The sequence below is a fragment of the Dietzia sp. NPDC055340 genome, from assembly GCF_053645335.1.
The window spans coordinates 112,405-128,787 of the sequence record NZ_JBSHML010000007.1 but is presented as its reverse complement, the minus strand read 5'-3'; the positions used below and the strand labels follow the sequence as shown (position 1 = coordinate 128,787).

General features: G+C 69.6%; 18 protein-coding genes. 8 read left to right on the top strand and 10 right to left on the bottom strand.

What is annotated here, in order from left to right; all coding sequences use genetic code 11:
• Positions 1-22 precede the first annotated feature (22 nt).
• Entirely contained in the window at positions 23-451 is a 429-nt protein-coding gene (locus tag ACWIFB_RS07180; protein ID WP_344991782.1) for a hypothetical protein, read from the top strand.
• On the opposite strand, the gene ACWIFB_RS07175 is transcribed toward ACWIFB_RS07180, so the two are convergent.
• Positions 448-1,002, bottom strand: coding sequence for an AAA family ATPase (locus ACWIFB_RS07175; RefSeq protein ID WP_454057791.1), 555 nt, complete (start codon positions 1,000-1,002; stop codon positions 448-450). The genes ACWIFB_RS07180 and ACWIFB_RS07175 overlap by 4 nt on opposite strands.
• Before the next feature lie 167 nt (positions 1,003-1,169).
• Between ACWIFB_RS07175 and ACWIFB_RS07170 the strand changes: the two genes are divergently transcribed.
• Complete coding sequence (locus tag ACWIFB_RS07170) at positions 1,170-1,478, top strand: hypothetical protein (protein ID WP_454057790.1); 309 nt, start codon at positions 1,170-1,172, stop codon at positions 1,476-1,478.
• Between the two features lie 120 nt (positions 1,479-1,598).
• Here ACWIFB_RS07170 and ACWIFB_RS07165 read toward each other — a convergent pair whose 3' ends face one another.
• From ACWIFB_RS07165 to ACWIFB_RS07145, 5 genes are all read right to left on the bottom strand, one after another.
• Positions 1,599-2,471: an alpha/beta fold hydrolase gene (locus ACWIFB_RS07165; protein ID WP_452100584.1), complete on the bottom strand. Its 873-nt coding sequence runs from the start codon at positions 2,469-2,471 to the stop codon at positions 1,599-1,601.
• 86 nt (positions 2,472-2,557) lie between these two features.
• A complete protein-coding gene (locus ACWIFB_RS07160) occupies positions 2,558-3,544 on the bottom strand; it encodes a glycine betaine ABC transporter substrate-binding protein (RefSeq protein ID WP_454057789.1) in 987 nt (328 codons plus the stop codon).
• The gene (locus ACWIFB_RS07155) at positions 3,541-4,302 is read right to left on the bottom strand and encodes an ABC transporter permease (protein ID WP_454057788.1); all 762 of its coding nucleotides are present in this window, start codon (positions 4,300-4,302) and stop codon (positions 3,541-3,543) included. The genes ACWIFB_RS07160 and ACWIFB_RS07155 overlap by 4 nt, the downstream gene beginning before the upstream one ends.
• Positions 4,299-5,477 carry an ABC transporter ATP-binding protein gene (locus ACWIFB_RS07150; RefSeq protein ID WP_454057832.1) on the bottom strand — a complete coding sequence of 393 codons (1,179 nt, stop codon included), beginning with the start codon at positions 5,475-5,477 and terminating at the stop codon, positions 4,299-4,301. The genes ACWIFB_RS07155 and ACWIFB_RS07150 overlap by 4 nt, the downstream gene beginning before the upstream one ends.
• An 86-nt stretch (positions 5,478-5,563) precedes the next feature.
• Positions 5,564-6,208 (bottom strand): ABC transporter permease, encoded by a 645-nt coding sequence (locus ACWIFB_RS07145; RefSeq protein ID WP_230930502.1) that lies wholly within the window; start codon positions 6,206-6,208, stop codon positions 5,564-5,566.
• A 119-nt stretch (positions 6,209-6,327) separates the two neighbouring features.
• On the opposite strand from ACWIFB_RS07145, the gene ACWIFB_RS07140 reads away from it, so the two are divergent.
• Entirely contained in the window at positions 6,328-7,257 is a 930-nt protein-coding gene (locus ACWIFB_RS07140; RefSeq protein ID WP_454057787.1) for an inositol monophosphatase family protein, read from the top strand.
• 222 nt (positions 7,258-7,479) lie between these two features.
• Here the strand turns inward: ACWIFB_RS07140 and ACWIFB_RS07135 are convergent, their stop codons facing one another.
• A complete protein-coding gene (locus ACWIFB_RS07135) occupies positions 7,480-8,094 on the bottom strand; it encodes a GNAT family N-acetyltransferase (protein WP_452100580.1) in 615 nt (204 codons plus the stop codon).
• A gap of 186 nt (positions 8,095-8,280) precedes the next feature.
• Here ACWIFB_RS07135 and ACWIFB_RS07130 point away from each other — a divergent pair, with 186 nt between their 5' ends.
• From ACWIFB_RS07130 to ACWIFB_RS07120, 3 genes are read left to right on the top strand one after another with little or no spacing between them, the layout of a single operon-like run.
• On the top strand, positions 8,281-9,774 hold the full coding sequence (locus ACWIFB_RS07130) for an MFS transporter (RefSeq protein ID WP_454057831.1): 1,494 nt from the start codon (positions 8,281-8,283) through the stop codon (positions 9,772-9,774).
• A gap of 6 nt (positions 9,775-9,780) precedes the next feature.
• The gene (locus ACWIFB_RS07125) at positions 9,781-10,452 is read left to right on the top strand and encodes an alpha-ketoglutarate-dependent dioxygenase AlkB family protein (protein WP_344991809.1); all 672 of its coding nucleotides are present in this window, start codon (positions 9,781-9,783) and stop codon (positions 10,450-10,452) included.
• Between the two features lie 43 nt (positions 10,453-10,495).
• Positions 10,496-11,173: a hypothetical protein gene (locus ACWIFB_RS07120; protein ID WP_454057786.1), complete on the top strand. Its 678-nt coding sequence runs from the start codon at positions 10,496-10,498 to the stop codon at positions 11,171-11,173.
• Between the two features lie 124 nt (positions 11,174-11,297).
• Here the strand turns inward: ACWIFB_RS07120 and ACWIFB_RS07115 are convergent, their stop codons facing one another.
• Together ACWIFB_RS07115 and ACWIFB_RS07110 are read right to left on the bottom strand one after the other, a co-directional pair.
• Entirely contained in the window at positions 11,298-11,912 is a 615-nt protein-coding gene (locus ACWIFB_RS07115) for a malonic semialdehyde reductase (RefSeq protein WP_454057785.1), read from the bottom strand.
• Between the two features lie 71 nt (positions 11,913-11,983).
• Entirely contained in the window at positions 11,984-12,739 is a 756-nt protein-coding gene (locus tag ACWIFB_RS07110; protein WP_454057784.1) for a PIG-L deacetylase family protein, read from the bottom strand.
• 122 nt (positions 12,740-12,861) lie between these two features.
• Between ACWIFB_RS07110 and ACWIFB_RS07105 the strand changes: the two genes are divergently transcribed.
• The gene (locus ACWIFB_RS07105; protein WP_454057783.1) at positions 12,862-14,019 is read left to right on the top strand and encodes an acyl-CoA dehydrogenase family protein; all 1,158 of its coding nucleotides are present in this window, start codon (positions 12,862-12,864) and stop codon (positions 14,017-14,019) included.
• Positions 14,020-14,315: 296 nt separating this feature from the next.
• Here the strand turns inward: ACWIFB_RS07105 and ACWIFB_RS07100 are convergent, their stop codons facing one another.
• Complete coding sequence (locus ACWIFB_RS07100) at positions 14,316-14,723, bottom strand: MerR family transcriptional regulator (protein ID WP_454057830.1); 408 nt, start codon at positions 14,721-14,723, stop codon at positions 14,316-14,318.
• Positions 14,724-14,823: 100 nt separating this feature from the next.
• Between ACWIFB_RS07100 and ACWIFB_RS07095 the strand changes: the two genes are divergently transcribed.
• Complete coding sequence (locus ACWIFB_RS07095; protein ID WP_454057782.1) at positions 14,824-16,374, top strand: SulP family inorganic anion transporter; 1,551 nt, start codon at positions 14,824-14,826, stop codon at positions 16,372-16,374.
• Positions 16,375-16,383: the final 9 nt, after the last annotated feature.

The window sequence follows — 16,383 nt, the reverse complement described above, 5'->3', positions numbered from 1 at the left end:
CTAGCCTCCCTCGAAAGGACCCATGGAACTCGGAATCGACACCCGGCTCACGCTGCTCGCCGCCGGGCTGATCTTCCTGCTGGCACTTGTGCTCGGCGTGTGGAAGTACCGGCAGATGGCGACCAGCCCGGAGCACTTCGCGCACCCTTACGTCGACATCTCGCACCGGGCTTCGCTGCTGTATTCGTTCGCCACGCTGCTCATCGCGGTGTTCGTGGAGTTGAGCAGCTGGCCGACGTGGGTGAACCTCGCGGCCGCCTCCGTACTGGTGTTCTTCTTCCTCGTGGCCATCGGGGCCTACATCGTCCACGGCGCGAAGCAGGACACGACCAACCAGTTCGAGAACCCCACGGCGTCGCTGCACATCGGCATGTGGGCGCTCGTCGTGGGCGAGATCGGCGGATTCGCGGTGCTGCTGGCCGGGTTCATCGCCGGGCAGTTCTTCAGCTAACTTCTCGCCAGGGCGCGGACCCACCGTGAGGTCTGTGACGGATGCGTCAGATGGACGACGTGTAGCCCCGGAAACCGGCCCTCCAACGTCGGCATCACCGGCTTGAGCTTCTTCCGCGTGCGCCAACCCCATCGCAGAATGTGGTCCTCGTCGATGAGGGCTTTCCACAGTGGCGGCTCGTAGTTCCCGTTCCAGAGTTCCTCGCGCTGCAAGCGTCGGCGGACCGTCCGACGGATGAGGCGGGTCATCTGGATCCTGGTCGGGTAGTCCAGCCACAGGATGGTGTCGGCTCGGGAGACGATAAGGGGCCGCGCTTCGCGGTACTGCAATTCAACGACCCAGCACGGTGCTGAAATCAAGCCCTCTACGTCTTCGAGAAATGTCTCTCGTGGCGTCCAGTTCGGACCGTGGTAGAGGCTGTCCAACTCGACGCGCCCGCAACGCAGGACTTCTGCCAGCTCATCGCACAAGGTCGTCTTTCCCGAGCCAGAGACTCCAGCGACCGCGATGCGCTTGGGTCCCCAGGTGATCCTGTCATCTGCATCGAGCACTGTCCTATTATCCGGCCTTCGCAAGCAAGTCGGGAGCGAGCTCCCACACATCCACTTACTGGCCCAATCAAGTGGGGCACGGCTTAGCTATAGGAGACACGCCCTGGCCGGCCGGGTCGCGTGCGTCGTGGCATCGCGGGCGGGGCCCCGGCCGCTACGCTGGCGGTATGCCCATGCGCCCCCGCCCGCGCGGCTCGAAGCCCCGGAAGTCGACCTCCGAGGGTATGGATCTCGGCACCCGCGCCCTGGTACTGGGGATCGGGTCGCTGCTGTTCTCGTGGGTGCCGCTGCTCAACATCGTGGCGTTTCTCGCGGCGCTGATGGCGGTCGCCTTCGGACTGATCGCCCGCTGGCCGGCGGGCGGCATGATGGCCGGCGGTGAGCCGAACGAGCGTCGGGGCCTGTGGGGCGTGATCCTGGGCGCGATCGCGCTGGTCGTCTTTGTGGTGACCGCGGTGCGCTACTCGGTGATCTAGTACTCAGTGCTCCAGCGGCCGGGGGCCTGTTCCGGGACCTCGGGCAGGCGCTGGAGCGGATGCCGGGGGGTCGGGGTTCGCAGGGCGGCGCTCCGGTGAGGGGGTTTCGGTGGCGGGACGTCAGCGCCCGTTGGAGACCACCCAGCCGATCGCGGTGCGCATCCGGCTGGCGAACCGACCCGGCTGGGTGGCGCACACCGCGTGGCCGCCCTGGATCGGGAACACCGCGCTGTGCGGCAGCAGGTCGGCCATCTCGTCCTGGATCGACTGCGGGAACGCGATGTCCCGCATCGTCTTGACGATCGCCACCGGAAGGTCGAGTTCATGCAGCCACGACGTGGAGTTGAAGCGCGCGACCTGACTGATCACCGTGCGATGCGCGGCGAGGGAGACCGACGACAACTCCCGCAACGCCCACGCGGTAGGGCCGGGCACCTCCTCCTCGATCTCGCGGGCTACCTCCACCGGGACCGCGTTGAGGAGCGGGGCCGTCCGCGCGAACCCGCCGAGGGTCGCCTTCTCCAGGGCGTTGCGCTGCGCGCCGGTGCCGGTGGCGGCCAGCACGAGACCGCCGAGCCGGGAGGGATCAGGACGGGCGGCCAGCTGCGCCACGATCCCGCCCATCGAGTACCCGCCCACCGCGGGCTGCTCCAGTTCCAGGTGGTCGGCGACCCGCAGGACGTCCTCCGACAAGGTCTGGAAGTCGAAGTTCCCGGTGTGGCCCATGCCGTGATGGCGCTGGTCGTAGGCGATGAGCCGGTACTCGCCGTGCAGGCGCTGAAAGGTCTGATACCAGTTGAGCATGCCGGTGGCGGCCATGCCGTGCAGCAGGATCACCGGCTGGAGGTGCTCTTCGCCGGTGTCGTACAGCCTGGTCACCACGTCGTCGGCGAGGGTGACGATCCGGCCCGTCGGCAACAGCGACATGTCCGGGGCCATCCGGGGCAGCCGCCGCGCTGAGCGGGGCAGTGCGATGAGCGGGTTGGTGCGCATGGGAATCCTCCTCGCAGACGCCTGACCGGTAGTCGTGTCAGCGATTGTCCGCCACACGCACGATCGCCGCAGCACCCACCTCCGGCTCAGCCGGCCGTCACGAGCCCCTCGGCCACCAGGAAATCCCTCGCGACCAGCGCGGGGTCCTCGCCGTCCACGTCGACACGCATGTTGAGTTCCACCATCACCTCGTTGGTGAGCAGGTCGATCAGAGGGGCCAGCACCTGCTCGATCTGCGGATGAGCGTCCAGGTAGCTGCCCCGCACCACCGTGGCGAGGTTGTAGACGGGGAAGAACCGCTTGTCGTCCTCCAGTACCACCAGATCGAGGCCCTTTACCCGGCCGTCGGTGGTGTAGACCTCGCCGAACGCGCACTCGCGGCCCACGGAGGTGGCCTGGTAGATGATCCCCGGCTGCATGATCGGCGTCGGCACGGTCGCGGCGTCGAAGCCGTAGGCCTCCGCCAGGCCGGGCCAGCCGTCCCGACGCACCGAGAACTCGGTCTCCATGCAGCTCACGGCCGCCTGCGGATCGGATCGCACCAGGTCGGCGTACTCGGAGAACGTGGTCACCCCGGTGGCCTCGGCCGTGGCCCGGTTCATGGCGAACGAGTAGGTGTTGTCCACGGTGGTCGGCGGCAGCCAGCGGATGTCGTGCTCGGCCAGGTCGGCATCGCGCACGGCCTCCCACTGCTGCTGCGGGTCGCGCACCGGTTCGTCGTTGCCGAGGTAGCTCATCCACGCGGTGCCGGTGTACTCCATGCCGATGTCCACCTGCCCGGTGACCAGCGCCTGCCGGAAGCTGTTGGAGCCGGCCAGCGAGGACATGTCGGAGACGTCCATGCCGGCCGCGGCGAGCAGGAACTCCACCAGGTAGCTGGCGATCACGCCCTCGGTGAAGTCCTTGCCGCCGACAGTCACCTTCACGCCCTCGAGCTCGGGCACGACGCCCTGCGAGCCGGGGCCCACGGGAAGCGGCACCGAGCCGCCGTTGTTCAGGCCGCAGCCGGTCGCCACGAGCACCACGGCCAGCAGAGAGGCCAGCAGCCTCCGCACCCGCGCGACGCTTCTCATCGCAGCCCCTTTGGGTTGAACAGGACCTCGCCGACCGCGCCGAGCCAGTCCACGAGCAGCGCCAGCGCCACCGCGAGGACTGCACCCACGACCATCGTCTTGTAGTCCTGGAGCCGGTACCCGGTGTCGATGAAGATGCCCAGCCCGCCGGCGTCGACGAGAAAGCTCAGCGTGGCCGTGCCCACCGCCAGCACGAGTGTGGTGCGAAGGCCGGCGAGGATGAACGGCACCGCCAGTGGCAGCTCCACAGTGCGCAGGACTCGCGTCGGCGCCATGCCCTGGCCGCGCGCGGCGTCGATGAGCGCGGGGTCGACGTTGTGGATGCCGACGATCGTGTTCCGCAGCACCGGCAGCAGCGAGTAGAACGCCACCGGCAGCACACCGATCCAGAACCCGGTCCGGTTGGTGACCAGGAACAGCAGCACGAGCAGACCGATCGCCGGCGCCGCCTGCCCGATGTTGGCGATCCCGATCGCGACCGGCGCGAGGAACCGGGTGCGCCGCCGGGTCAGGATGATCCCCAGCGGCACGCCCACGGCCACCACGATCAGCGTCACCGTCACGGTGATCTGGACGTGCTGGAGGGTCCGCTCGGTGATGGACGCCGCGTTGAGCGACGCCGCCTGGGTCTCGGTCATCGGGCTCGCGAACGCCCACCACAGCACCCCGACCACCGCGATGATCACCGCCGCCGGCTGGATGGCCAGCCGGGCGGTGTCGCCGCGGGCCAGCGTCTCGGTGGCGGTGGGCGTGCTCATGACGGGTCGGCCGGGTTAGGGTGCCCGGCGCGGTCGGCGGGGGCGGCGGGCTTGTCGTCGTGGTGCCGGTGGTGGATGCGTCGCAACTCGTCGACCAGGTCGTCGATCCCGATCGTGCCCCGGTACACGCCGTCGCGGTCGACGACCACGGTGGTCGCACTAGCCGTCGACAGCAACCCGTCCAGTGCTTCCTGCAGCGTCGAATCGACCGTGACCGTGCCGCTCACGAGCTGGCCCCCCGAGCCCAGGTCCGGCATCTGCGCCACCCGGTCCCCACGGACCCAGCGCACCGGGCGGCCGGCCTCGTCCAGCACCACGGCCCACTCGTCATCGGATCGGCGCAGGCGGGCGGCGAACTCGGCCGGGTCGTCGGACACCCTCGCCGTCGTCGTCGTCCCCAGGTCCACGTCCCCCACGCGCCGGAGGGTGAGGGTCTTGAGCGCGGCGTCGTCCCCGATGAACCCGGCGACCGTCTCGTCGGCCGGATTGGCCAGGATCGCCTCGGGGGTGTCGAACTGCAGGACGGACGAGCCGGGGCCGAGCACCGCGATCCGGTCGCCCAACTTCACGGCCTCCGAGAAATCGTGGGTGACGAAGACGATCGTCTTGTGCAGCTCGGACTGCAGCCGCAGCAGCTCGTCCTGCAGCGACGCGCGCGTGATGGGGTCCACCGCGCCGAACGGCTCGTCCATGAGCAGCACCGGCGGATCCGCGGCCAGCGACCGGGCCACGCCGACGCGCTGCTGCTGCCCGCCGGACAGCTGCGCGGGATAGCGATCACGGTAGTCACCGGGGGCCAGGCCGACGAGCTCGAGCATCTCGTCCACGCGCTCGCGGGTGCGCTTCTTGTTCCACTTGAGCAGCCGCGGCACCGTGGCGACGTTCTGCGCGACCGTCATGTGCGGGAACAGCCCGGAGGCCTGGATGGCGTAGCCGATGCTGCGGCGCAGGGTGTCGGCGTCGAGGCGGCGGTTGTCCTCGCCGTCGATCGTGATGGTGCCGGAGGTGGGTTCGATGAGGCGGTTGATCATGCGCATCGTGGTGGTCTTGCCGCAGCCGGACGGCCCCACGAACACCGTCGTGTGACCGGCCGGCAGGTCGAGCGAGACGCGGTCGACGGCCGGCCGCTCCTGGCCGGGGTAGATCTTGGTGACGCCGTCCAGGACGATCGGCACGCCCGAGACAGCTGTATTGGGGCCGTCGGTGCGGGTTCTGTTGGTGCGGGGCCCGTCGGCGTGGGCCTCGCGGCCGGTGGAAGTGGTCACTGGTTCCCCCTGATGGTGAGGCGGCCGAGTAGGACGAGCAGGGCGTCCAGGACAAGAGCGAGGACGACGACGAGGACGGTCGCCGTGAGCGCCATCGGCAGGGCGGTGGGCGTTCCCACGCGGGACAGGGCGGCGAAGATGAGGTTCCCCAGGCCGGGCCCCTTGACGTAGGCGGCGATCGCGAGGATGCCCATCGACATCTGCGTGGACACCCGGATGCCGGCCAGGATCGAGGGCCACGCGAGCGGCAGCTCGACCCTGCTCAGCACGCCGAGTCGGCTCATCCCGACCCCCCGCGCGGCGTCCACGGTGGCGGCCGGCACCGCGTCCAGGCCGACGATCGTGTTGCGCAGGATCGGCAGTACGGCGTAGATGACCAGGGCGGTCATGGTGGGCAGCACGCCCAGCCCGAGCAGCGGGATGAGTAGGCCGAGCAGCGCGAACGACGGGATGGTCAGCGCGGTGGCGGCGAGTCCGGTGGCCACGGCCGAGCCGGTGCGGCTGCGGTACACGGCCACCCCGACCGCCACCGACAGCACGGTCGCGAGCAGCACGGCCTGCACGGTGGCGCTGACGTGCTGCCAGGAATCCGTGGCCAGCTGGACCCGGCGGGTCGAGAGGAAATCCATCAGGGCGGTCATCGCGCCTCGGCTCTGTTGGTGGGCGGTGTGAACACGTTAGCCGTTTCCGCACGTGTAGAGGGCCGAGTCGGGGGATCCGGTCGGCGGTGCAGCGGGGGCTGGGGCACGATGGTGTGATGATGCCACGGCCCTCCCGCCCTCTCGGACCGGATCAGATCGAGCGCCTCGACGAGTTGCTCGCCGCCAGCGGCCGGATCGCCCGCCGCCACTTCCACGGTGACCTCGCCGCGCTCGGTGCCGCCGACAAGAACGCGGCAGGCGCTGGTCACGGCGTTGGTGGCGGTGCCGATTCTGCTGCCAGCGTGGATTCCGGCGGCGCCGATTCCGCCGGCGGCCCCGGCGCCCACCGCGGCTACGACCCGGTCACCGAGGCCGACCGCGCGATCGAGGAACTGCTGCGCGCGGGGATCAATGCGATGTCGCCGGGCGATCGCGTGGTGGGGGAGGAGAACGGCCCCATGGGCCCCGCCGACGCCCCCCGCACCTGGTACCTGGATCCGATCGACGGCACGAAGGCCTTCCTCACGGGTATGGCGGGTTGGGGGACGCTCGTCGGCGTGGTCGAGGACGGGCGCGCGGTGGCGGGCTGGATGGATCAGCCGATCCTGGGCGAGACGTTCTCGGCGGTGGGCGGCCGCGCCGTGGTGCGTCGCCCGGCCGCGGACGGTGGTTCGGTGCAGATCACGGACCTGCGCACGTCGGACTGCACGGAGCTGTCCGAGGCGATCCTGTACACGACGCATCCGTCGATGTTCGGTGACAGCGGCTCGACCCGCGACCGCTACGACGAACTCGGCCGACGCGTTCGTCTCCAGCGCTTCGGCGGCGACTGCTACGCCTACTGCATGCTCGCCGCCGGCCGGGTCGACCTGGTCGTCGAGTCCGACCTCAACTCCTACGACATCGTGGCGCTGATCCCGATCATCGAGGCCGCGGGCGGGGTGATCACCGGCCCGGACGGGCGGCAGCCGCTGGAGGGCGGCACGGTGGTCGCGGCCGCGACGCCTGAGCTCGCCGAGCAGGCGTGGGCGGTGCTGGGCCGGGACTGATTCCGGCGCTGTGGCTGATCGACGGCCACTTCCGGGCCCACCGCGGCCCCGCCGGCACGGTCGGGGCCGGCCACGGCGCGCCCAACACGTCCGCGGCACCGCCTGGCCCCGCCCAGCCCGGCTGGTCTACACCTTTGCGATCCTTGTTGGCACCACTGCGGTGAAAGCTGCGAATCTTCGCAATGGTGTCGACATTTATCCGCGGCGCGAGTCTGCTGATGGTCACAGCGGGGCCGCGTCGCAGCGCATCACCCACACGGGAGGCCCGCCGGGTACCTCGGCGTGCGCGACGGTGGCGAAACCGAATCGCTCGTAGAGCCGCACGTTTCGCGGATCGGAGGTCTCCAGCGCGATTGCGTGTGCGGCGTGCGCGGCGTGTCGCGCTGCGGCCTCGAGCCCGAACCGCACCAGCGCACTGCCGAGCCCAGCACCCTGCCGGTCAGGGCGTACGCCGAGGGTCTCGAGTCGCCACGGTGCGGGCGCCGCGGTCTCGGATTCCGCAGCCGGTGGCGCGCTGTCGCCGGGCGCGAGCCGACCCGCTCGATCGCCGTGGAGCGCGATGATCTCCTGCACGGTCGCGGGGTCGGGCTCGGGGGCGTCCGGCGGGAGGAGCGCGATCACCCCGCCAGCCGGATCGGTGACGCCGACAATCCCGTGCTGGAGCGCATGACGCAGGTAGAGGAACTGGATCCTGCGCAGTCGCTCGGCGTAGCCGTCGTCGGGGATGACGAAGCGGGTCCAGGGATAGTCGGCGAACGCGGCCGCGAGGGTGTCGGCTGCGCCAGCCAGATCCGTCGGCGCGGCGGAGCGGACATGGGTACTCATCGGGTTGATCACCCGGCGCACGCTATCCGACCCGGTGGTGCCGCTACCCGCGTGCCCGCGCCACCGGATGCGACGCGCGTCAACACCGGATAGAACCACGTCATGGAGCGGCGATCCCGGGGTGATGCATCCCCCGACACCAGGTCAGGACCCGGCAAGCGCAAGCTGGGCACCATCTCCACGGCGATCCCCGCCCGGATGGACCGCCTGCCCTGGGCGGGCATCCACTGGAAGGTCATCCTGGGCCTGGGGACGGTGTGGATCCTCGACGGCCTGGAGGTCACGCTCATCGGCTCGCTGGCCGCGCGGCTGGTCGAGCCGGGCAGCGGCCTGCCCATCACGGAGGGGCAGATCGGTCTCGCGGCGTCAATCTACATTCTCGGCGCCTGTCTGGGCGCGCTGTTCTTCGGGCGGCTGACCGACCGGTGGGGCCGCAAGAAGCTCTTCATGCTCACGCTGGTCGTGTACTGCATCGCCACGTTCGCCACGGCGTTCTCGGTCGAGCCGTGGATGTTCTTCCTCTGCAGATTCGTCACCGGCGCCGGGATCGGTGGCGAGTACGCGGCGATCAACTCGGCGGTCGATGAGCTCATCCCCGCGAACTACCGCGGCCGCGTGGACATTCTCATCAACGGCACCTACTGGTTGGGTGCGACGTTCGGCTCCTTCTATTCGCTGTTCTTCCTCAACACCGCATGGTTCTCCGAGGGCCTGGGTTGGCGCTTCGCGCTCGGCGTGGGCGCATTGCTGGGCGTGGTCATCATCTTCGTCCGAAGGCACGTCCCGGAGAGTCCGAGATGGTTGTTCATCCACGGCCGCGAGGACGAGGCCGACGAGATCGTGGAGGACATCGAGGAGCAGGTCGAGGAGGAGAAAGACGAGCCGCTGGAGCGGGTCGGCCGCGACGAGCAGATCACCATCCATCAGCGGGCCAGTATCCCGTTCACCGAGATCGCCAAGACGGCGTTCGGCAAGTACCCCAAGCGGGCGCTCCTGTGCCTGGCCCTGTTCATCGGTCAGGCGTTCCTCTACAACGGCATCACCTTCAACCTGGGCACGCTGTACCAGAACTACTACGGCATCGACTCGGGCAGCGCGCCCCTGCTGCTGGCGCTGTTCGCGATCGTGAACTTCCTCGGCGCGCTCACCCTGGGCCCGCTGTTCGACAGGGTCGGTCGCAAGAAGATGATCGCCGGCACGTACATCGGGTCAGCGCTGGTGACGGTGCCGCTGTACTTCGTCTTCCTGGGCGAGGTCGGGGGCCTGTGGGGCTTCGTGGTGCTGTTGTCGTTGACGTTCTTCATCGCCACCGCGGGCGCCTCGGCCGCCTATCTAACGGTGTCGGAGATCTTCCCCATGGAGACCCGCGCCCTGGCGATCGCCTTCTTCTACGCGATCGGCACCGGCGTCGGCGGCATCATCGGCCCGCTGATGTTCGGTAACTTCATCGAGAGCGGCGATCGCGCGGTGGTGGGCATGGGCTTCCTCATCGCGGCCGGGGTGATGGCGGTCGGCGGCATCGCCGAGATCATCCTGGGCGTGGACGCCGAGGGCCAGTCGCTCGAGGACATCGCGGCCCCCATCACCGCCGCGGACCCGGATGCGGGTCACGGCTCGGACATGGACCAGAATTCCGGCACGGATCGGAAGCCGGACACGGACCGGGAGTCGGGCACGACGAAAGGGGGCTGATCAGGCGTGACAGAGCCGCTGTTCGGCGTCCGCCGCGAGCCGGCGATCCTCGGCCCCGGCGCGGTACACGTGCCCGACTGGCTGAGCCGCGAGCAGCAGGAATTTCTCCTGCGGGCCTGCGCGGACTGGGCCGCGGTGTGCGCGCCGCGCTCGATCGTGCTCCCGGGCGGGGGCCGCATGTCGGTGCGTACGTTCAGCCTGGGACGCCACTGGACGCCCTATAGATACGACGACGACAACGCCGACGTCCCGCCCATCCCCGAGTGGCTCGTGCGCGCCGCCCGGTCCGCGCTGTCCGCGGCGGCCGCGGTCGATCCGCGCGTGGCGGAGACCGACTCGGCCATCTATACGCCCGATGCCGCGCTGGTGAACCTCTACGGTCCCGGCGCGACGATGGGCCTGCACCAGGACCGCGACGAGGCCAGCGGCGACCCGGTGGTCTCGCTCAGCCTGGGCGATGCCTGCACGTTCCGGTTCGGCACTCCCGAGCACCGCGGCCGCCCGTACACGGACGTTCGTCTGGAGTCGGGGGACCTGGTGGTGTTCGGCGGGCCGTCTCGGATGGCGTTCCACGGGGTGCCGAAGGTCGTCGACGGTACGGCTCCCGCCTGGTGCCGCGACGTGCTTGGCGCGGCCCCCGGTCGGGTGAACATCACCCTTCGTCGTACGCGTCCGTAGGTCCGGCTGTCACTGGTGAGCCCGACCCGCCTACGCTGGGTCCATGAGCGCGAGTGTGAGCACGACTTCATCTTCTGGTCGTGGCAAGGCCATCCTGATGATCGTCCTGGTGGCGGTCGTGGCCGTGGTCGCGGCGGTGCTGACGGTGATCGTCTCGCAGAAGACCTACGACCCGAGCGAGCGCACGCTGAGCCCCAAGATCCAGGTGGCAGCGGGTTCGGACCATGTCGACGAGGCCGCAGGGCTCGCCATCCGCGTCCCCGAGGGGTGGCAGGCCGAGTCGGGCGACCTGCTGTTCGGGACCACGGCGCTGCTTCCCGAGAAGGTGTCGACGGACGGCGGCGCGGGCGGACTCGTCTTCATCGGTGCGCTGACCGAGGAGATGCTGGGCGGCCAGGAGGTCAACAACGAGCAGGCCGCCTACGCGCTGGCCTCCGCCATCGGCCAGACCGTCCTGCCGGTCCCGGGCCAGCCCACTGACGAGAGTTTGGAGCCGATCTCGAGCCGCGTCGGCGACGGCTCGGCGTTGTCCTTCCGGGTGATCCCCATGGCCCAGCAGGCGATGCTCGGCCCGGAGGGGGCGCTGATCTACACGGCAGTCGTGGGTGAGGGCGCCGACAGGTACTGGCTCACCTACATCGGCTCGCCGGCCGACGGCAGCATGGATTCGCCGCGTGCTGAGTGGGCGGACGAGATCGTCGAGCGCTTCCGCCCGGCCTGATCTCGCGCTCCTGACAAGGCTTCTTCCCCACCGACAGCAAGAACAGGCCGGACCCTTTCGGGGTCCGGCCTGTTCTCGTATCGCCGCGGGAGGCGCGGGATCAGACTGCTGCGGGAACGCAGGGTCAGAGGGTCGTGACGACCTCGTCGTAGTCCAGGCGCGGGAGGCGGTCGAACCAGGCGTTCTCGGCGGGCTTGCCGATGTTGACCGCGACGAGCACACGGTGGCGTCCGTCGGGGAAGAACTCCTTGGCGATCGCCTCGGCGTCGAGGCCGGTCATCGGGCCGGCGGCCAGGCCGGCCGCGCGGATGCCGAGGATCAGGTAGCCGATCTGCAGGCCGGCGTTGAGCTCGGCCGTGCCGATGCGCGCGTCCTCGTCGGCGAACAGGTCGCGGGCGCCGGGGAAGTGGGGGAAGACCTTCGGCAGCTCGTCGTGGAAGTCCACGTCGGCGGCCAGTAGAGCCACGGCCGGGGCGGCGGCGGTCTTGGCCTGGTTGCCCTCGGCCAGGAGGGGGATCAGACGGGCCTTGGCCTCCTCCGAACGCAGCACCACGACGCGCAGCGGCTGGTTGTTCATCGAGGTGGGGGCCCACTTGACCAGGTCGTAGATCGCCTCGAGCTGCTCGTCCGTCACCGGCTCGTCGGTGAAGGCGTTGGCGGTGCGGGCCTCGCGGAAGAGGAGGTCCTGGGCGGCCTCGTCAATCTGGATGGCCTGGGCGGTGTTCAAAGAAGTTGTCATGTCTAGTAGAACGGGCCGCCGGTCCGGAATGATTCCGGGACCGGCGGTGACGCTCCTCACGTGGCTCGTGATCAGGGGCGCTTGCGGGTGAAGCCCACCACCGGGTTGCCGTTGGCGAGGCCCTCGACGGGCGCCACCATGCGCTCGACCTGCGTCTGCGCCTGCTCGCGCACCGGCGTCTGCGGGTCGAGCACCGACATGTACTCCTTGTGCTCGGCCAGCGCGTCGATGGCCGGGTCGACGAATCCCGTGACGTCCACGTAGTGGCTCGGCCGGGGATCGGACTCGAACCACATCTGCGGGCGCCCCTCGCGCGAGTCCACGCCGACCGCGGCCACCAGATCGTCGTAGGCGGCGCCCACCGCGTCGCCGAACTCCATGTGGTCGGACTGGTTGGGCATACCCGGGCCGAACTCCGGGCCCGAGTACAGGGACACCACGATGTCCGGCCGGTGCTTGCGGATCGAGTCGGCGATCGCGTCCCGCAACTCACCGTTGTTGACGATCTGACTGTCCGGGAAGCCCAGGAACTCGACGGTGTCGACCCCGACGTGCGCCGCCGACCGCCGCTGCTCCTCCTCGCGGATCGGCCCGGCGATCTCCTGGGCCATGCCCTCGATCCCGGCCTCGCCACTGGACGCGAGAACGTAGACGACGCTGCGCCCCTCGGCCGTCCACCGGGCCACCGCGGCGGACATGCCGTACTCGGGATCATCAGGGTGCGCCACCAGGATGAGGCAGCGGGTCCAGTCGGTCGGGAAAGGTACGGGGAGGGCGCCCGTCTCGGGCTGGGAGTCCTGCTCTGGCCGGTCCGTGGAATCGCTCATGGCACGAGTATGGCCCCGCCCGCGCCCGCTGCATCCGGACTCGGCCAATACCGCGGTCGTAGACTGTCGCCGAACTCGAAGTAAATGCTGTTGTCGTCGTCGTACTTCCTTGGAGGCCCCTCGTGTCCGCACTCTTCCCCGACTACCGCCCCGCGTGGGAGACCGACGACCACCGGCTGCTGCGCGAGCACGCCCGCGCCTTCTTCGCCAAGGAGATGACCCCCAACCAGGAGAAGTGGGCCGCGCAGAAGCACGTCGACCGCGAGACCTGGGTACGCACCGGCGAGGCCGGCCTCATCTGCCTCGACGTGCCCGAGGAGTACGGCGGCCAGGGCGGCGACGCCGGCATGGAGTACCTCGTCACCGAGGAGCTCGTGTACTCCGGCGACACCGCGTTCGGCATGGGCGTCGGCTCCACCATCACCCCTCACTACGTGGCCAACTACGCCACCGAGGAGCAGAAGAAGGCGTGGCTGCCCAAGATCTGCTCCGGCGAGTGGATCTCCGCGATCGCCATGACCGAGCCCGGCGCCGGCTCCGACCTGCAGGGCGTGCGCACGACCGCCAAGCGCGACGGCGACGACTACATCATCAACGGCTCCAAGACCTTTATCTCCAACGGCGGCTCCGCCGACTTCGTTGTGGTCGTGGCCAAGACCGACCTCGACGCCGGCCACAAGGGCATGGCCCTGTTCGCGGTCGAGGCCGACACCCCCGGCTTCGAGCGCGGCCGCGTGCTCGAGAAGATGGGCCGCCACGGCGCCGACACCGCCGAGCTGTTCTTCAACGACATGCGCGTGCCCGCCGCCAACCTGCTCGGTGGCGAGGAGGGGCAGGGCTTCTACCAGCTGATGAACCAGCTGCCGCGCGAGCGTCTGGCCATCGCGGTCGACGCGCTGGCGATGGCCGAGGCCGCCGTCGTGGAGACGCTCGAGTACACCCGCGAGCGGCAGGCGTTCGGCAAGCCGGTGCTCGACTTCCAGAACACCCGCTTTGAACTGGCGCACTGCAAGACGCAGGCCATGGCGACCCGCACGTTCGTCGACTACTGCATCGAGCAGGAGCTGGCCGGCGAGCTCGACGCCGTGACCGCCTCCATGGCCAAGATGCAGGCCACCGACATGCTCGACGACGTGGTGGACCGCTGCCTCCAGCTCTTCGGCGGCTACGGCTACATGATGGAGTACCCGATCGCGCAGAAGTTCGCCGGCGCCCGCGTCATGCGGATCTACGGCGGCACGAACGAGATCATGAAGGAGGTCATCGGGCGGGCCCTCTGAGTTCGGTCTCTGCGGGCCCGGATCGGCCGCCCCGGGCCTGCCTTGGCAGCCCGCCCCGCCCTGGCCCGCCCCGGGCCCGCCTGTATGGCAGCCCGGCCCGCCCTGGGTCGGCCTGGCTCGGCCCGGCCCGGCCCGCCCGCCCGTTCCATTGAGAAGAGGGTTTCGCACGTATCGGCCGGGTGCCAACGTGCGAAACCCTCTTCGCGTTTACCGGTGGGGGCGCGGGACGGGCCGGCGGGGATGGAGAGGCCGGCGAGAGTGGCGCGGGAGGGGTCGGAGAGGGTCGGTTGCGGCGCTCAGCTGAGGCGGTCGATGATCTCGACGAACTCCTCGGCGTAGGCCAGGTGCTTGCGCAGGCGCTCGAGTCGCTCCGCCGCTTCAGCGCCGATCTCGGTGATCGTGGTGCGGGCGGCGGCATCGTCGTCGGCCCCCTCGCCCACGCCCCCGGCCTCCCCGTCCGCGCCATCGGCACTGGTCCCCGCCCCGCGCGCGTCGAGGGCGCGGCAGAAGTCCTTCATGCGGTCGAGGCTGAACCCGAGTGGCTTCATGCGCCGGATGAGCAGTAGGCGCTCGACGTCGGCCTCGGTGTAGAGGCGGAACCCGCCGGGGGAATGGGCGGACGGGCTGACCAGGCCGAGTTCGTCGTAGTGGCGCAGGCTGCGGATCGATAATGCCGTGCGCTCGGCGACCTCCCCGATCTTCATGGTCTGCTCGCCCTGAGTTTCCCCGGCCACAACTCTCCCGCTACGGTAGCTTTTTACTCTCTCGCCACGAGAGAGTCGGTACTACGACTGTAGGTGATCTGTGAGCAACGAGTTCCCGACCGGTGTGCTGCCCTCATTCCGGGCGGCGTTCTCCTCGCCGGCCAGACTGCGGACCGAGGTGTTGGCCGGCCTGGTGGTGGCCCTGGCGTTGATCCCGGAGGCGATCTCGTTCTCCATCCTCGCGGGCGTCGACCCGCGGGTCGGCCTGTTCGCCTCGGTGACGATGGCCGTGACGATCGCGTTCACCGGCGGCCGGCCCGCCATGATCTCGGCCGCCACCGGTGCAATCGCGCTGGTCATCGCCCCGGTTGCCGCCGAGTACGGGCTCGACTACCTCATCGCGACGGTCCTGCTGGGCGGCGCGCTGCAGATCGTCCTCTCGGTGCTGGGCGTGGCCAAGCTGATGCGGTTCATCCCGCGGTCGGTGATGATCGGCTTCGTCAACGCGCTGGCGATCCTCATCTTCATGGCGCAGATCCCGCATCTGATCGGCGTGCCGTGGCTGGTGTACCCGCTGGTGGCGGTGGGCATCGTGATCATGGTCGGCTTCCCGCGCCTGACGACGGTCGTGCCGGCCCCGCTGATCGCGATCGTGGCGATCACGGTCGTCGTGCTGGCCGTCGGCTGGAACGTGCCCGATGTGGCGGGTCAGGGTGAGCTTCCGACGTCGTTGCCGTCGTTGCTCCTCCCCGACGTGCCGCTGACCATGGAGACCCTTCAGATCATCGCGCCGTTCGCGCTGGCCATGGCGCTGGTCGGGCTCATGGAATCGCTCATGACCGCCAAGCTGGTCGACGACATCACCGAGACCCACTCCGACAAGACCCGCGAGGGCTGGGGCCAGGGCGTGGCCAACCTCGTCACCGGTCTCTTCGGCGGCATGGGCGGCTGCGCGATGATCGGCCAGACGATGATCAACGTCAAGGAATCCGGGGCGCGCACCCGGCTGTCGACGCTGCTCGCGGGCGTGTTCCTGCTCGTCCTGGTGGTGGTGCTCGGCGACATCGTGGGTCTCATCCCCATGGCGGCGCTGGTCGCGGTGATGATCATGGTGTCCGTGGGGACGTTCGACTGGCATTCGGTCCACCCGCGCACCCTTAGGGTCATGCCGCTGCCGGAGACCCTGGTCATGCTGGTCACGGTGGTGGCGACGGTGTGGACCGGCAACCTGGCGATCGGCGTGGTCCTGGGCGTGCTAACCGCGATGGTGATGTTCGCCCGCCGCGTCGCGCACATGACGACGGTGGAGAAGGTCCCCGGGCCCCGCGACGGCCACGACGACCGTGCCGACCGCGACGACGACAACGACGACGACACCGAGTTCACCACCCGCACCTACCGCGTCACCGGCGAGCTGTTCTGGGCGTCGAGCAACGATCTGGTCTATCAGTTCGACTACTCCGGCGACCCCGAGCACGTGGTCCTCGACCTCACCGACGCCGACATCTGGGATGCCTCGACCGTCGCAACGCTCGATGCCGTGCAGCAGAAGTACGCGGAGAAGGGCAAGACGCTGTCGGTGATCGGCCTGGACGGCGCGAGCCAGGAGCGGCTCAACAAGCTCTCCGGCCGCCTCGGCGGGGCGTTCTAGGCGCTCCGG

Excerpts from the sequence above, each read along its gene's own strand:
- ACWIFB_RS07170 (WP_454057790.1), top strand. The coding sequence starts at position 1,170 with ATGCCCATGCGCCCCCGCCCGCGCGGCTCGAAGCCCCGGAAGTCGACC.
- ACWIFB_RS07145 (WP_230930502.1), bottom strand. The coding sequence starts at position 6,208 with ATGACCGCCCTGATGGATTTCCTCTCGACCCGCCGGGTCCAGCTGGCC.
- ACWIFB_RS07180 (WP_344991782.1), top strand. The coding sequence starts at position 23 with ATGGAACTCGGAATCGACACCCGGCTCACGCTGCTCGCCGCCGGGCTG.
- ACWIFB_RS07165 (WP_452100584.1), bottom strand. The coding sequence starts at position 2,471 with ATGCGCACCAACCCGCTCATCGCACTGCCCCGCTCAGCGCGGCGGCTG.
- ACWIFB_RS07110 (WP_454057784.1), bottom strand. The coding sequence starts at position 12,739 with ATGAGCGATTCCACGGACCGGCCAGAGCAGGACTCCCAGCCCGAGACG.
- ACWIFB_RS07155 (WP_454057788.1), bottom strand. The coding sequence starts at position 4,302 with ATGAGCACGCCCACCGCCACCGAGACGCTGGCCCGCGGCGACACCGCC.
- ACWIFB_RS07130 (WP_454057831.1), top strand. The coding sequence starts at position 8,281 with ATGGACCGCCTGCCCTGGGCGGGCATCCACTGGAAGGTCATCCTGGGC.
- ACWIFB_RS07120 (WP_454057786.1), top strand. The coding sequence starts at position 10,496 with ATGAGCGCGAGTGTGAGCACGACTTCATCTTCTGGTCGTGGCAAGGCC.
- ACWIFB_RS07115 (WP_454057785.1), bottom strand. The coding sequence starts at position 11,912 with ATGACAACTTCTTTGAACACCGCCCAGGCCATCCAGATTGACGAGGCC.
- ACWIFB_RS07160 (WP_454057789.1), bottom strand. The coding sequence starts at position 3,544 with ATGAGAAGCGTCGCGCGGGTGCGGAGGCTGCTGGCCTCTCTGCTGGCC.
- ACWIFB_RS07140 (WP_454057787.1), top strand. The coding sequence starts at position 6,328 with ATGCCACGGCCCTCCCGCCCTCTCGGACCGGATCAGATCGAGCGCCTC.
- ACWIFB_RS07100 (WP_454057830.1), bottom strand. The coding sequence starts at position 14,723 with ATGAAGATCGGGGAGGTCGCCGAGCGCACGGCATTATCGATCCGCAGC.